General features: G+C 65.1%; 16 protein-coding genes. 2 read left to right on the top strand and 14 right to left on the bottom strand.

Annotated features, from left to right (window positions below):
• Nucleotides 1-2 precede the first annotated feature (2 nt).
• From GSQ76_RS00170 to GSQ76_RS00110, 13 genes are all read right to left on the bottom strand, one after another.
• Entirely contained in the window at nt 3-458 is a 456-nt protein-coding gene (locus GSQ76_RS00170) for a (2Fe-2S)-binding protein (RefSeq protein ID WP_158741899.1), read from the bottom strand.
• Between the two features lie 179 nt (nt 459-637).
• Nucleotides 638-1,648 (bottom strand): amidohydrolase, encoded by a 1,011-nt coding sequence (locus GSQ76_RS00165; protein WP_158741898.1) that lies wholly within the window; start codon nt 1,646-1,648, stop codon nt 638-640.
• Complete coding sequence (locus GSQ76_RS00160) at nt 1,645-2,640, bottom strand: ABC transporter substrate-binding protein (protein WP_158741897.1); 996 nt, start codon at nt 2,638-2,640, stop codon at nt 1,645-1,647. Before GSQ76_RS00160 ends, GSQ76_RS00165 begins: the two co-directional genes overlap by 4 nt.
• Nucleotides 2,630-3,766, bottom strand: coding sequence for an iron-containing alcohol dehydrogenase (locus tag GSQ76_RS00155; protein WP_158741896.1), 1,137 nt, complete (start codon nt 3,764-3,766; stop codon nt 2,630-2,632). Before GSQ76_RS00155 ends, GSQ76_RS00160 begins: the two co-directional genes overlap by 11 nt.
• Nucleotides 3,767-3,784: 18 nt before the next feature.
• Nucleotides 3,785-4,642, bottom strand: a complete 858-nt coding sequence (locus tag GSQ76_RS00150; RefSeq protein WP_158741895.1) for an ABC transporter permease — start codon at nt 4,640-4,642, stop codon at nt 3,785-3,787.
• Entirely contained in the window at nt 4,623-5,459 is an 837-nt protein-coding gene (locus tag GSQ76_RS00145) for an ABC transporter ATP-binding protein (RefSeq protein WP_158741894.1), read from the bottom strand. Before GSQ76_RS00145 ends, GSQ76_RS00150 begins: the two co-directional genes overlap by 20 nt.
• A complete protein-coding gene (locus tag GSQ76_RS00140) occupies nt 5,428-6,450 on the bottom strand; it encodes an ABC transporter substrate-binding protein (RefSeq protein ID WP_158741893.1) in 1,023 nt (340 codons plus the stop codon). Before GSQ76_RS00140 ends, GSQ76_RS00145 begins: the two co-directional genes overlap by 32 nt.
• A 25-nt stretch (nt 6,451-6,475) precedes the next feature.
• A complete protein-coding gene (leuB, locus tag GSQ76_RS00135; protein ID WP_158741892.1) occupies nt 6,476-7,549 on the bottom strand; it encodes a 3-isopropylmalate dehydrogenase in 1,074 nt (357 codons plus the stop codon).
• Nucleotides 7,546-8,151 (bottom strand): 3-isopropylmalate dehydratase small subunit, encoded by a 606-nt coding sequence (leuD, locus tag GSQ76_RS00130; RefSeq protein WP_158741891.1) that lies wholly within the window; start codon nt 8,149-8,151, stop codon nt 7,546-7,548. Before leuD ends, leuB begins: the two co-directional genes overlap by 4 nt.
• Complete coding sequence (gene leuC, locus GSQ76_RS00125) at nt 8,148-9,572, bottom strand: 3-isopropylmalate dehydratase large subunit (protein WP_158741890.1); 1,425 nt, start codon at nt 9,570-9,572, stop codon at nt 8,148-8,150. Before leuC ends, leuD begins: the two co-directional genes overlap by 4 nt.
• A 75-nt stretch (nt 9,573-9,647) precedes the next feature.
• Entirely contained in the window at nt 9,648-10,586 is a 939-nt protein-coding gene (locus GSQ76_RS00120; protein WP_158741889.1) for a LysR family transcriptional regulator, read from the bottom strand.
• 72 nt (nt 10,587-10,658) lie between these two features.
• The gene (locus tag GSQ76_RS00115; RefSeq protein WP_158741888.1) at nt 10,659-11,201 is read right to left on the bottom strand and encodes a TIGR02281 family clan AA aspartic protease; all 543 of its coding nucleotides are present in this window, start codon (nt 11,199-11,201) and stop codon (nt 10,659-10,661) included.
• A gap of 98 nt (nt 11,202-11,299) precedes the next feature.
• The gene (locus tag GSQ76_RS00110; protein ID WP_158741887.1) at nt 11,300-11,896 is read right to left on the bottom strand and encodes a hypothetical protein; all 597 of its coding nucleotides are present in this window, start codon (nt 11,894-11,896) and stop codon (nt 11,300-11,302) included.
• A gap of 100 nt (nt 11,897-11,996) precedes the next feature.
• Between GSQ76_RS00110 and GSQ76_RS30970 the strand changes: the two genes are divergently transcribed.
• Both GSQ76_RS30970 and GSQ76_RS30965 read left to right on the top strand, forming a co-directional pair.
• Nucleotides 11,997-12,170: a LysR family transcriptional regulator gene (locus GSQ76_RS30970; protein WP_216850821.1), complete on the top strand. Its 174-nt coding sequence runs from the start codon at nt 11,997-11,999 to the stop codon at nt 12,168-12,170.
• Nucleotides 12,171-12,241: 71 nt separating this feature from the next.
• Entirely contained in the window at nt 12,242-12,901 is a 660-nt protein-coding gene (locus tag GSQ76_RS30965) for a LysR substrate-binding domain-containing protein (protein ID WP_216850820.1), read from the top strand.
• Between the two features lie 143 nt (nt 12,902-13,044).
• Here the strand turns inward: GSQ76_RS30965 and GSQ76_RS00100 are convergent, their stop codons facing one another.
• Nucleotides 13,045-13,749, bottom strand: coding sequence for a type 1 glutamine amidotransferase (locus GSQ76_RS00100; protein WP_158741886.1), 705 nt, complete (start codon nt 13,747-13,749; stop codon nt 13,045-13,047).
• Between the last annotated feature and the right edge of the window lie 101 nt (nt 13,750-13,850).

Below are 13,850 nucleotides of genomic sequence, written 5' to 3'. Positions count from 1 at the left end.
CCCTAAGCCGACACCGCGGCGTTTTTGATCGCCTGCCGGATGCGCACATAGGTGCCGCAGCGACAGATATTCCCAGCCATGGCAGCGTCGATGTCGTTGTCATCGGGCTTGGGCGTGGCGTTCAGCAGGGCGGTTGCGGCCATGATCTGGCCGGACTGGCAGTAGCCGCATTGCACCACCTCAATGTCCAGCCACGCCTTCTGCACCTTCGCACCCGTGGCGGTGTCGCCTATGGCCTCGATCGTGGTGATTGCCTGGTTACCTATCGACCCGATCGGCAGAAGGCAGGACCGCACTGCCTTGCCATCCAGATGCACGGTGCAGGCGCCGCATTGGGCAATGCCGCAGCCGAACTTGGTGCCCGTGAGCCCCACCATGTCGCGCAGCGCCCATAACAGCGGCATGTCGTCGGGTGCGTCGATCAAGTGCGACTGTCCGTTGATCCGCAGCGTTGGCATGGGTCTTCACTCCTCCGTGATCGCACCGGGGCGGCGGACTGGGTCAGTCGACCGGGACGGCGAGCGACCCGCGTTGCATGATGGAAGCATGCACCTTGGCGGCCGGAGCGTCCAGTTTGGGGTCACGAGGTCGCTGCACCGCGTGTGAAGATCCCGCGTGCCGTGAATGAATTTCTCCGTCAGGCCTGATCAACGGCGCCTTCATCCATCAGCCGGTATATCCGGGCCGCAGTGTCGTGAAACAAGGCGGCGCGTTGGCCCGGCGTGTATTGGGCGGAGATCTTCTTGAACGCGTTCCAGATCAGCCCGTAACCGCAGGTGGCGCGGTCGACTGGGAAGTTGCTCTCGAACATGCAGCGCTCCGGCCCCCAGAGTTCGATGCAGGTTTCCACATAAGGCTTCCAGGCGTCGGCGAGTTCGTCAGATGTGGCGGTGCCGGGGTGCTCGGCGAAGGGGAAGCCGGCCGACTCCATGCCGAAGCCGCCCAGTTTCACCGTCACGTTGTCGCAGGTCGCCAGCGTGCGCATGGCGCGGCGCCATTGCTCGAACACCTCCGCCTGTTTGCCGGCGTAGGTGCCGACGAGCAGGGGGGAGCCGACATGGTTCAGGATGATCGATGTTTCGGGGAAAGCGCGGGCGAGGTCGGTCAATTCGGGGAGTTGCGGGTGCCAGACGAGCGCGTCGAAGCTGAGGCCTTGCTTGTGCAACTCGGCAAAGCCCTCGCGGAACTGGGGCGCGAGCAGGAGTTTTTCCGGCGGCCGACGGCGGACGTATTTGAAGACGCTCTCGTCGCTGTCCCAATAGGCCGCCTGCCGGATGCCGCGGAAACGGCCGCCGCCATGGGCGATATGGGCGGCCAGCACCTCGGCAACACGGGCGCCGAGTGCCAGGTCGGTGTAGCCGACGATGCCCGCGCACAGGCGGACCTCGCCATACAGGCCGCTGGCGCTGCGCGCGGCGATACCGTTGGCGAACTCGGTTTCGCCCACCGGGCGCATCGGCGCCGGGCCATGGGCGCGGGACATGGCGGTGGTTTCGATGTAGACGGTTTTGCGGATGTTGTGCCCGGCTTGCGTGTCGGCCAACAACTCCTCGAACAAATAATGGATGGTTGGCCGGTCGTACAGATGATGATGCGGATCGATGATCGGCAGGTCGGGTTCGATCGCCGCTTCCTGAAGGTAGGTCATGGGGTCGCCTGCTGAACGAAGCTGTTGGTGTAGGTCTGGGATAGATCGACCTTGGCATCCTTCAATTCCGACACGTTGGTGGTCAACACATCCATTACCTTCTGCACGCCGGCGGGGGTGAGCAACCCGTCGGTGGAATAGCAGGTTTTAATCTTCGCGATGCTCTCGGCGATCAGCGCCGGGTTATCACCGACGATTTCCTTCGGCAGCGCGGCAGTGACGTCTGCCGGGGACGCCGTGGCGACGAACCGCATCGCCTTCACCACGGCGTTGGTCAACGCCTGGATGATTTTGGGGTGGCTGTCGATGTAGTCGGTGCGGGCGAGCAGGCTGCCCTCCGGATAGGGGCCGCCCATTGCAGCCTCGCTGCCCTTGGCGCTGCGCATGTCCAGCAGGTCGGTCACGTCGCCGGCGTTCTCCAACAGGGAGATGATGGGTTCCGGCAGGATCAGCGCGTCCACTTTACCGTAGCGCACGGCGGCCACCGCACCGGCAGTGTTGCCGATGCCGACGGCGCTGTATTCGTCCGGCCCAAACCCCGCGGTCTTCATCAGGTAGTTAAGCGTCTGCTGGGTGTTGGAACCGGGGGAGGTGATGCCAATGGTGCGACCGCGCAGATCGGCCAGCGTTTTGGCCGGGTGGCCTTTGCCAACTGCAAGGACGTAGCCTGGGCAGACCAAGTAGTTGATGAAGGTCTGCACCCTCTGGCCGCGGGCTGCCAGGGTTATGGTGTTGCTGTACGAGCCGATGACCGCGTCGGCGCTGCCGCCCATCATCGCTTCCATCGCCTTGCCCCCGCCTTGGAAACTGACGATGGACACGTCGAGGCCTTGCTCGCGGTAATAACCCTTGGTGAGCGCAATGTAGGGGGCCGCGTAGGTGGCGACCTGGGCGGCCGAGGCGAGACGCACGGGGGTGAGGTCGGCGGCCGCGGCGGATGAAGCCGCCAACAGGGCGAGTGCGGTTGCCAGAAGGGCGCGGCTATAGGGCATGGTTCAGGATCGCCTCGTAATCAAGTGGCCCCAGGGGCTGCGGGTTGGTGCGGTGGGCATTGTCGTCCATGGCTGCCAGGGCGATCGCCGGGATCATGGAACGATCGAACCCCATGGCGCCGAGCCCCGACGGCAGGCCAAGCGATGCGTTGAGCGCAGCAAACGCCTCTGGGATATCCGCATCGATAGGCAGCCGCATCGCCGTGCGGAGCCGGCCGAGCTTGTCCCCAAGCACGTCCTGGTTTGCCGCCATGACGGGCGGCAGCAACACGGCGTTGAGCGTGCCGTGATGAAAGCCGAGCGGGCCCAGCGCGTGCGACAGGGAATGCACCGCGCCCATGCCTTTCTGGAACCCGATCGCGCCCTCCAGCGCGCCCATCATCATGTCCCACCTAGCGGCATGATCGCTGCCATTGGCGGTTGCTAGCGTGATCGCGGCCGATAGGCGAGCGAGGCCGTCCAGCACGATGGCATCCACGGGTGGATTGATGGTGGGGGAGCAGAAGGTTTCCACGCAATGCGACAGCGCGTCCATCCCGGTCGCGGCGGTCATCCCTGGCGGCAGCGTGAGGGTGAGGTCCGGGTCGCAGATGGCGAGGCTGACGATGCGGGGGCAGCCGATTCCGGCCTTGATGCCATTGCGAAAGATGATGACGGCGGAGCGCCCGACTTCGCTGCCGCTACCGGCGGTGGTGGGCAGCAGGATCAGTGGCGGCGGGGATTGGATCGGCCGGGGGGCAGCGTGGCGGTTGCAATACTCCCACAACGTGCCCTCGTGGCCCGGTGGCGAACCGGCCATGACCGCGACGGCCTTGGCCAGGTCGAGCGCCGCGCCGCCGCCAATGCCGATGATGCCGTCGGCGTCCGCCTCGCGATACTGGGCAAGGGCGAGGGCGGTGGAATCCTCCGTCGGGTTGGCTGGCGTCGCATTGAAGACATCGCCGCGCAGATCTCCAAGGGCCAGCGCCAGAACCCCGGCGGCGATGACGCCGCGGTCGGTGACGACCAATGGCCGGCCGATGCCCAACGCCCGCAATTCGCCCGGCAATAGCGACCGGGCGCCGCGGCCGAAGCGGACCGTCGTGTTGAATTGCAGCGTGGTGACGGCCGGACGCGGCTCAGCCATGCGGTGCGCGGACGATCATCATGCCTGCACCGCCTGGACCTGGCCAGCCGGCGTTTTCACGGTCTGTGCCTGCACGGTTTGTGCCTGCACCGGGGCTTGCCAGCGCAGCAGTCGCACCTCGACACGTGACACGACGATGTCCAGCAGCAGGGCGAATACCGTCAGCAGCAGGATGCCGGCGATCACGCTGTTGATGTCGAACACGCCTTCCGCCTGCAGGATCAGGTAGCCCACGCCGCGGGCGGACCCGAGATACTCGCCGATGACGGCGCCGACGAAGGCCAGGCCTACGGCATTGTGCAGGGAGGAGAACACCCAGCTGGTGGCCGACGGCAAATAGACCCAACGCATCAACTGCCGCCGGTTGGCGCCCATCAGTCGCACATTGGCCAGAACGACCGGGCTGACTTCCCGCACGCCCTGGAACACGTTGAAGAACACGACGAAGAATACCAGCGTGACGCCCAGCGCCACCTTCGACCAGATGCCCAGCCCGAACCACAAGGCGAAGATCGGCGCGAAGATCAGCCGCGGCATCGAATTGGCGGCCTTGATGAACGGGTCGAACACGCGTGCCAGCATCGGGTTCAATGCCAGCCATAGGCCGCAGACCAGGCCACTCACGGTGCCGATGACGAAGCCCAGCATCGTCTCGATCAGCGTGTTGATCAGGTGCGTCCAGATGCTGCCCGTGACGAACCATTTGATCAGGCGCTGCATCACGCCCACCGGGTCACCGAAGAAGAACTGCGGGATGATGTCCAGCTTCACCAGCCCCCACCAGGCAACGAAAATGCCCAGCAGCAGGATGATCTGGAAGTGCAGGACCGAGCGTGGGGCGACGGGGCCCCGGGGTTTAGCCTTGGGCGTGCGCATGGCTTTTCAGCACCTCTTTCTTCAGCACTTGCCAAATCGCGGTATGCAGTTCGAGGAATTCTTGTGTCATGCGGATCTCGGACACCTCGCGCGGGCGCGGCAGGGTGATGTTGAACTCCGCCACGGGGCGGGTGCCCGGGCCGGCCGCCAGAACCACCACGCGATCTGCCAACGAAATCGCTTCTTCCAGATCGTGCGTCACGAAAATCACCGATTTGCGATTGACGGACCAAAGCTGCAGCAGCTCGTCCTCCATCAACTGCCGGGTCTGAATGTCCAGCGCGCTAAACGGCTCGTCCATCAGCAGGATGGGCGGGTCCAGGATCAGCGCCTGGGCCAGCGCCACACGTTTGCGCATGCCACCGGACATCTGGTGTGGATAGCGGTCCGCATGGGCGCGCAGACCGACGCGGGCGAGCCAGTCGCGCGCCTGAGCCTCCGCCTCGGCCTTGCGCATGTTGCGGAACAGCAGCCCGGCGGCGATGTTGTCCAGCGCCGTCCGCCACGGCATCAGCGCGTCGGCCTGGAACAGATAGGCAGATTGCCGGTTGAGCCCGGATAGTGGCTTGCCGAAAACCAACACGTCACCGGAGGACGGTTCCAGCAGGCCGGAGGCGACGTTCAGCAGCGTGCTCTTGCCGCATCCAGTGGGACCGACAACGGCGACGAACTCCGCATCCTCGATGCGGAGGTCGACGTCGGACACGGCGGTGTAGGTGCCACCGCCGGAGCCGGCGAATTGGCAGGTGACGTTCTTCAGTTCTACCGCCGCCAAAGGTGCAACCTTACTTGGCGGCGGCCGCAGCGTGCTCGACATAGTGATTGTCATAGGTTGTCTCTACGTTGATTTTCGCGTCACGCACGGTGTCATCAAAGGCGCCGAGGACTTTTAGCACCGTCTGCGCCGCGTCCTTGCTCATCAGCCCGTCCGGCGAATAGCAAGTGCGCATGGCATTCAAGGCATTGATATAGGTGGGACGATCGCCCAGCAGATATTCCTCCGGCAACGCATCGGCGATCTGGTCCGGCGTGGCCTTCGCCATCCACTGTTCCGCCTTCAGCACGGCGTTGGCGACTGCCTGCATCGTGTGCGGATTCTTGGCGGCGAAGGCGGCGGTGGCGTAGACGCTCGCCTCCGGATACGGGCCGCCGAACACGGCGTCGCTGGTGGCGGGGGATCGCATGTCCATCGCGTTGATGGCGTCGCCATGCTGCAGCAGGATGGTGATCACCGGGTCGCTGTTCACGATGGCGTCGATCTGCCCGGCGCGCATTGCCGCCACCGCGCCGGCGGAGGTGCCGACGCCGATTACCGACACGTCGGTCGGCTGCAGCCCGCCCTTCGACAGGATGTAGTTCAGCACCATATGCGTGCTGGACCCCGGCGCACTCACGCCGACATTCCAGCCCTTCAGATCCGCCGGTCCCTTGAACGTGGCGGCCTTGCGCTTGGACACGGCGAGTACGAAGCCCGGGCAGCGGATCTGCTCCACGAACTCCACCAACTTCTGGTTCTTCGCCGCCATAGTCAGCGTGTTGGAATAGGCGCCCGACACCATGTCGAGGCTGCCACCCATCAACGCCTCCAACGCCTTCGAGCCGCCGGCGAAGGCAGCGATCTCAACTGTCAGACCCTCTTCCTTGAAGAAGCCTTTCCGGTCGGCGATGATCACCGGCAGGTAGGTCAGGCCGAGTGAGGCCGTTCCTATCTCCAGTGACTTCTTTTCAAGCTGTTCGGCGGCACGGGCCGGCCCAAACGATAGCGATAGAGCAAGTATAAGCGCCAGGCAGGTGGTTTTTGTTGTCATTGTGTCCTCCCATTAGGCAGTGCAGCTAGGCAGCTATCTCCAGCGCGGCGGCGATGGCGTCGCCCATTTCTGCGGTGCCAACCAGGCGCGTGCCGGGCTGCTGGATATCGACGGTGCGCAGCCCAGCGGCAAGCACGGTACGCACCGCGCGTTCCACCTTGTCCGCCTCCTCCGGCAGGCCCAGCGAGTAGCGCAGCATCATGGCGGAGGAGAGGATCGAGGCGATGGGGTTCGCGATATCCTTCCCAGCAATGTCGGGCGCCGAACCGTGCACCGGCTCGAACAAGCCTTGGGTGCCCGGGCCCATCGAGGCGGAGGGCAGCATACCGATCGAGCCGGTGAGCATGGCGGCGGCGTCCGACAAAATGTCGCCGAAGACGTTGCCGGTGACGATCACGTCGAACTGGGTCGGCTTGCGGATCAGCATCATCGAGGCGGCGTCGATATACAAATGCGATAGTTCGACATCCGGGTATTCACGACCGACCTCCATCACCACTTCGCGCCAAAGCTGCATGGTTTCCAGCACGTTCGACTTGTCGACCGAGCAGAGTTTGCCGCGCCGGCCCTGTGCCGCCTTAAACCCTGCATGGGCGATGCGGGCAATCTCGTCCTCGGAATAGCGCATCGTGTTGATGCCGACGCGCTTGCCGTCCTCCATATGCACGCCGCGCGGCTCGCCGAAATACAGGTCGCCGTTCAGTTCGCGCAGGATCAGCATGTCGACGCCACGGACGATTTCGGGCCGCAGGGTGGAGGCGCCGATCAGTTCCTCGAACAACACCGCCGGGCGGTAGTTGGCGAAGAGGGTCAGCGCCTTTCGAAGCTTTAGCAGCCCGGCGCCGGGGCGCTTCTTGCGGTCTGGCAGTTCGTCGGTGGGTCCGCCGACGGAGCCGAACAGGATCGCGTCCGACTCACCGGCGAGCTTCAGCGTCGCGTCCGGCAGCGGCACGCCGTCGGCATCGACGCCAGCCTGGCCGATCGGGGCGGACGTCATCTGCAGGTCCAGCCGGTTGCCGGCCAGGGTGCGCAGAACCTTCACCGATTGGGCGGTTACCTCGGGGCCGATGCCGTCCCCAGCGAGCACTGCGATCTTCATTCCATATTCTCCCGGCCGTAGCGATTTTCGAAAGCGGCGATCTGCGCCGATTGTTCGAGGGTGAAGCTAATCTCGTCGACGCCGTTCAGCAGACAGTGCTTGCGGAAGGCGTCGATCTCGAACTCATGCTGCGAGCCGTCGGGAAAGGTGACGGTTTGCGAGGGAAGATCCACCTGCACATGCACGCCCGGATGGGCCTGCAGTTGCGCCAGCAGATCGTCCACGGTTTCCCGCGGCAGGATGATGGGCAGCATGCCGTTCTGGAAGCAGTTGTTGCGGAAGATGTCGCCGAAGGAGGGCGCGATTGCGACGCGGAAGCCGTAATCGTGAAAAGCCCAGACGGCGTTTTCCCGCGACGAACCGCAGGCGAAATTATGCTCCCCCACCACCACGCGCGCGTCGCGAAAGGGCAACTGGTTCAGCACGAAATCCGGCTTCTCCGAACCATCGGTGTTGAAGCGGAGGTCGTGGAACAGGCATTCAGCCAGCCCCAGCTCCCGTGGGCGGCTGAGGTAGCGGGCGGGGATGATCTGGTCGGTATCGACGTTCTGGCCCGGGACTGGCAGGCCGACCGCATCGATGCCGGTGAACTGCGTGCTCATGCGGCACCTGCCAGAGTGCGGAAATCCGCCAGGCGCCCCGTGACTGCGGTGGCGGCCGCCATGGCCGGGCTCATGAGGTGGGTTCGTGCGCCGGGGCCCTGGCGCCCCTGGAAGTTACGGTTGGAGGTTGAGGCGCAGCGCTGGCCCGGCGCCACGATATCGCCATTCGTGCCTAGGCACATCGAGCAACCGGCCTGGCGCCATTCGAACCCGGCATCCACTAGGATGCGATCCAGCCCCTCCGCCTCGGCCTGGCGCTTGATGAGACCGCTGCCGGGCACCACCCAGGCGACCACGCCGGGTGCCACGTGGCGGCCACGGGCCACGGCGGCGGCGGCCCGCAGATCCTCGATCCGGCCATTGGTGCACGAGCCGATGAACACGCGATCCACGGTGACATCGGTCATCTGCGTCCCGGGTTGCAGACCCATATAAGCCAACGCCTTTTCCATGCCTTGGCGACGGTCCAGGTCTGGTTCATTCGCCGGGTCGGGGATGGCGGCGGAGATGGGAATGGCGTTTTGCGGGCTGGTGCCCCAGGTGACCATCGGCTCGATCGCGGCGGCGTCCAGCGTCACTTCGGTGTCGAACACGGCGCCGGGGTCGGTCGGCAGGCGACGCCAGCGCTGCACCGCCTGCTCCCACGCCTGGCCAGAGGGGGCGTAGGGGCGGCCCTTCAGGTAGTCGAACGTCGTCTCGTCCGGGGCGACCATGCCAGCGCGGCCACCGGCCTCGATCGACATGTTGCACAGCGTCAGCCGCCCCTCCATCGACAGACCGCGAATAGCACTGCCGGCGTATTCGATCACGTGTCCGGTGGCCCCGGCGGCGGTGATGGTGGCGATGATGGCCAGGATCACGTCCTTACCCGTCACACCCGGCGCGAGATCGCCCTCAACGGTGATCCGCATGCTTTTCGGCTTGCGCTGCCATACCGTTTGCGTCGCCAGGACGTGCGTCACCTCCGACGAGCCGATGCCGAAGGCCAGCGCGCCCAATGCACCATGGGTGGAGGTATGGCTGTCGCCACAGACCAGTAGGATGCCGGGTTGGCTCAACCCTTCTTCCGGCCCCACGATATGGACGATGCCCTGTCGTGGGTCGCCGAGGCCGAACATGGTGACGCCCTCGCGCGCCGTGTTCTCCGCCAACTGTTCCACCAGGAACCGATGCTCCGGATTGTCGATCGTGGTGATGTCGCGGCTGGAGGTGGGGACGTAGTGGTCGGGCGTGGCAAAGGTGCGGCGCGGCACGCGAACCGCCAGGTTGCGCTCGGCAAGGCGTTGGAAGGCGGGGGCCGACCCGTCATGCACCAGGTGGCAATCGACATAGAGCAACGTCTGTCCGTCTGGGCGTTCCAGCACCTTGTGCCGGTCCCAAATCTTGTCGAACAGCGTGCGCGGACCCGTATCGTCCAGCATGCGGCATCTCCTCCACCGGCGTCGTTGCGCCATTACGGGGACGCTAGCGCACGGGTGGCCCGCGCCGAAAGCTTTTTACGGCAAGGCGCTTTCGCCAACCGCGAAAGCTCCGCCGACCGTCACCAGATGCTCGGCCAAAAGTTTGACGTGCGGGGGCTGTTGCCCGACCGACAGACAGATGCTGAGCCGGCGATGCGACCAGGCCTCGTTCAGCGGCCGCATCATTAGGTTCATGGCCGCGCAGTGTCGGGTCGCGGGGAGCGACGGGCCGATGCCGATGCCCAGCCCGGCTTGGATCATGCGGTATAGCGTCTCGAACCCGGAGATCCGGGCGCGGATGCGTAGTGCCACGCCCAGTTCGGCCGCCCCCGTCAGCACCAATTGCTCCAGCGCGCTGCCCTTGCTGGAACCGATGATGTCGTAGGGTGCGATCTCCGCCAGGCCAATCGGTCCGGTGCCAGCCAGCGGGTGATCCGGCGGCATGATGGCCACCAGGTGGTCGCCGGCATAGGGCAGCAGGTGTATCCCCTCGGCCCCCATCTCGCTGATGACGATGCCGATGTCGGCGGTGCCGTCGCGCACGGCGCGAAGCGTCTCAACGCTGACGGCTTCCTCGATCTCGACATTCAGCAGGGGGTGGGCGGCCAGGAAGGCGCTGATATGGGCGGGCACGTATTCCGCGATGGCCCAGGTGTTGGCGTATAGCCGGATGGTCCCCCGCACGCCGTCCATGCGCTGGGCGAGGTCCGCCTCCATCTGCAGCACGTCGCGCAGGATGATGTTGGCGTGTTGCACCAGCGCCAGCCCGGCGCCGGTCGGCTCCACGCCGCGGCTGTGGCGCCGCAGCAGGGTCAGGCCCAGCACCGCCTCCAAGTCGGAGATGCGGCGGCTGAGTGCGGACAGGGCGATGTGCTCCCGCGCCGCGGCCCGGTTGATGCTGCCCTCCTCGCAGACTGCGGTGAATAGCCGCAGGGTGAGCAAGTCGAACCCCGCGAGGAGTGGGTTACGGCCCATCGTGATCCCGGCAATGGCTGAAGCAGTCGAAGCTGCCGGAGTTGGCCTCGCAGGACAACCCGCCGGGTGGGGTTATGGTTCGCCCTGCAAGACGAGGTCCTGCCCGACCACCCGATAGCCGCCGATCTTGGCCATGAAGGATTGGCCCAGCAGGTTCATGCCGAGAACGCCCGGCCGGGCCACGACGGCTGTTACGTAGTGCCGGGTGATGTCCCCGACCGTCAGCGTTTCGATCATCACGGGGGCGACGGAGGTATGGCCATTGGCAGTGCTGACGGTGGCGGAGTAGTTCAGCGAACCGGTGTCGATTCCCACCCGCGCCGCATCCTCGGCCCGCAGGCTGGTCACGGAGGCGCCGGTGTCGAACACCATTTGCAGCGGCATGCCATTGACCCGGGCGTCGAAGATGAAATTGCCGTTGCGGTCGCGCCGCGCAGTGGCCCCGTTGCCAGACTGGCTGGGCCGGATTACCGCCGGCATCGCTGGCTGCGGCACGACCGGCGCCGATAGGATTTGCGCGTCGGCCCGCGGCAGGCTGATCCGGCTGCGGACTGCCAATCCAACGGCGATGACGGCAAGCAACAGAACCCAGTGTAAGGCGGGGATTCTGAGCATGGCAGCGGATCTCCAGGCGGCACGAGGCCGGATCAGTGTGGCCGCGATGCTAACGGCGTTTACCTTTACGCTCCGTTACCGCTGTCGGCCGGGTGGTTTCAGTGCTGCCGGACATAGTCGTAGCGGTGTGCCAGCCACGGCGTGCCAGTGCCGTCGGCAAGGATGAAGAGTTGGTCCTTGGTCTCGTGATCCGGACCGTCGCGGGTGACGACTTCCTGCATGCGGAGCATCTGGCCTGTCACCGCCGGGCCGCCCCCGGCCACGGCGAAGGGCAGGAAGCTGAGGACGATGCGGTTGGGTTCGCCACGATCGAAGCTCCAGGCAGGCATGAGGCCGACCGGCGCCCGGACGTCGAGCGAGAGGTAATCCCACCGCCCTTCGACGCGATCGAAGCCCAGGTAATCGATCCGATTTGGCGCAGCGGCGGCGTCACCGGCGGCAAGTAGCGTCTCTTGCAGGAACATACCGACCATGTGGCGTTCGGCGACCCATGCGGTGCTGACCACCGGATTGGCGCCCAGATGGTCCCACACGCTCTCGGTAACGTTCCAGCGCCCGGCGCGGTGCGATAACGCCTCGCCCTCGGGTCCCAGGGCGCTGATCTGTGCAATAGTTGGGATTGAGGTCTGGGCCCATGCGGCGTCGGGTGACATGGTAGCTGCCAGAAGCAGCGCGAATACGAGTGGTCGGCTCATAGAACATCTCCGGAAGCGGCAACCCACAGATAGAGCTTCGCAGGCGCATCAAGTGCCGCTAAATTTGCATCAGATTGGTGCCTGGGGTTCGACAATAGCTGTGATCGACTTCAACGACGTCCATGCGTTTGTCGCGTCCGCGGAGACGGGCGGGTTTTCCGCCGCGGCGCGCCGGCTCAATCAATCTCGCTCAGCCGTTGGTAAGGCGGTGGCCCGGCTCGAAACCCGCCTTGGGGCGCGCCTGTTTCACCGCACGACGCGGCAATTGGCCTGACCGATGACGGGGCTGCCTTCTTCGAACGCTGCCAGCGTGCGCTCGCCGAACTTCAGGCAGGACAGACCGCGTTGGAGACAGGGCGCAAGACGGCGAGCGGCACCTTGCGGGTCTCGATGCCGCTTCTGTTCGGGCGCGTGTGCGCTGCCCCGGTGTTGATGCGGTTAGCAACACAGCACGCGACGCTGGAACTGCAACTCGAATTCAGCGACCGCGTCGTCAACTTGGTGGAGGACGGTTTCGATCTCGCCGTGCGCAACGGGCCACTTGGAAACGCGGCAGGTCTGATGAAGCGCAAGATCATGCAGGAACAGACGATAATTTGCGCCGCGCCGAGCTACATCGACCGATGCGGCTTGCCCGAGAATCTGGACGATTTGCGGCACCACAATGCGATCACCTATGCGCGCCGTGGACGCATCCAGGCGTGGTTGTTTCCCCAACCGGATACGTCGCTGCTGGAGGTTATTCCACCAACCCGGATGCGGTTTGACGATCTCGGCGCCATCGTCGACGCGGCATTGTCTGGGTATGGGCTGGCTTGGCTACCAAGCTGGCTGATCGCTGACCGGCTTCGGTTAGGAGTGCTCCGACAGGTGCTGCCGGCGTTGCCATCCTTGGTCACCGACATCCACGCAGTCTGGCCGCGAGCACCAACCCTGCCGTTTCGGGTCCGCGCCGCAATCGACGCGTTGGCCGAGCAAACGCAAGAGTATGTCAGAACGCGATAACGTTCCTTCCAGAGTGTGCAATTTTCGGCTGAAAACCGCTTTTTACCAAAGCAAGAAGGACAGGCTTGGCGCGCACATCGAAACACGGGCAACTCATTAGGCATTTCCTTTATGCCATGCGCTGCCACCCCTAGTCGGCAATGCTAGCCCGGTGTGTCAAGCCCGCCGCCATCGACGAAGGTCCGCAGCCAGTCGGCAGCTCGGCCGCTATCCTCCGGCTGCAGGAGGGACAGAAGCGCTGGGGCGGCGAGATCGCCGTAAATATGATGCTGGGTCTTAATCAACGCCGCGGAGAAGGCGGGGCTGAACTCCGGATGGCCCTGCAGCGAAACCGTGTTGTCGTCGTAGCCGATTGCAGCGATGGGCGTGAACTCGCTGGCGGCGAGCACGCGGGCGCCGGGCGGTAGGGTGACGACCTGGTCCTGGTGGAAGGCGGGAATGGCGAAGCCGAGCGGCTCACGCATGCCGGGCGGCGGCTCCACGATCTCGTAGCGGTGCATGCCGAGCCCCCAACCCTTGGGCGACTTCTCCACCGTGCCGCCGAAGGCCTGCGCCATGGCCTGGTGGCCGAAGCAGATGCCGACGAGCTTGGCGTGGCCGCGCACCCGGCGCAGGAAGTCGAGGAACGGCGGGATCCACGGCAGATCGTCGTACACCCCTGCGGATGACCCGGTGATGACGTAGGCCGCGCACTCGGTTGGCTCAGCAGGCAGTTCGCCGGCCTGCACGTCGTAGGTACGGTAATCGCGGTCCCGCCCCAGTAGGCTGCGGACCATGTCGTCGTAGGTGCCCCATTGCGCGCGCAGGGCGACAGGGGGGCGGCCAGTCTCCAGGATACCGATCGTCATGGCGTTAGGATGTCACGGCTTGGGCTGGAGGAACAGCCACCGACGCCCCCGCCTTTGTGTGCAGTGCAGCATGTTTTCCGAATTGACCTACCCCGCGTTTG

The organism is Acidisphaera sp. L21 (genome assembly GCF_009765685.1).
GTDB lineage: Bacteria > Pseudomonadota > Alphaproteobacteria > Acetobacterales > Acetobacteraceae > LMUY01.
This window is presented reverse-complemented; position numbering and strand designations above follow the sequence as displayed.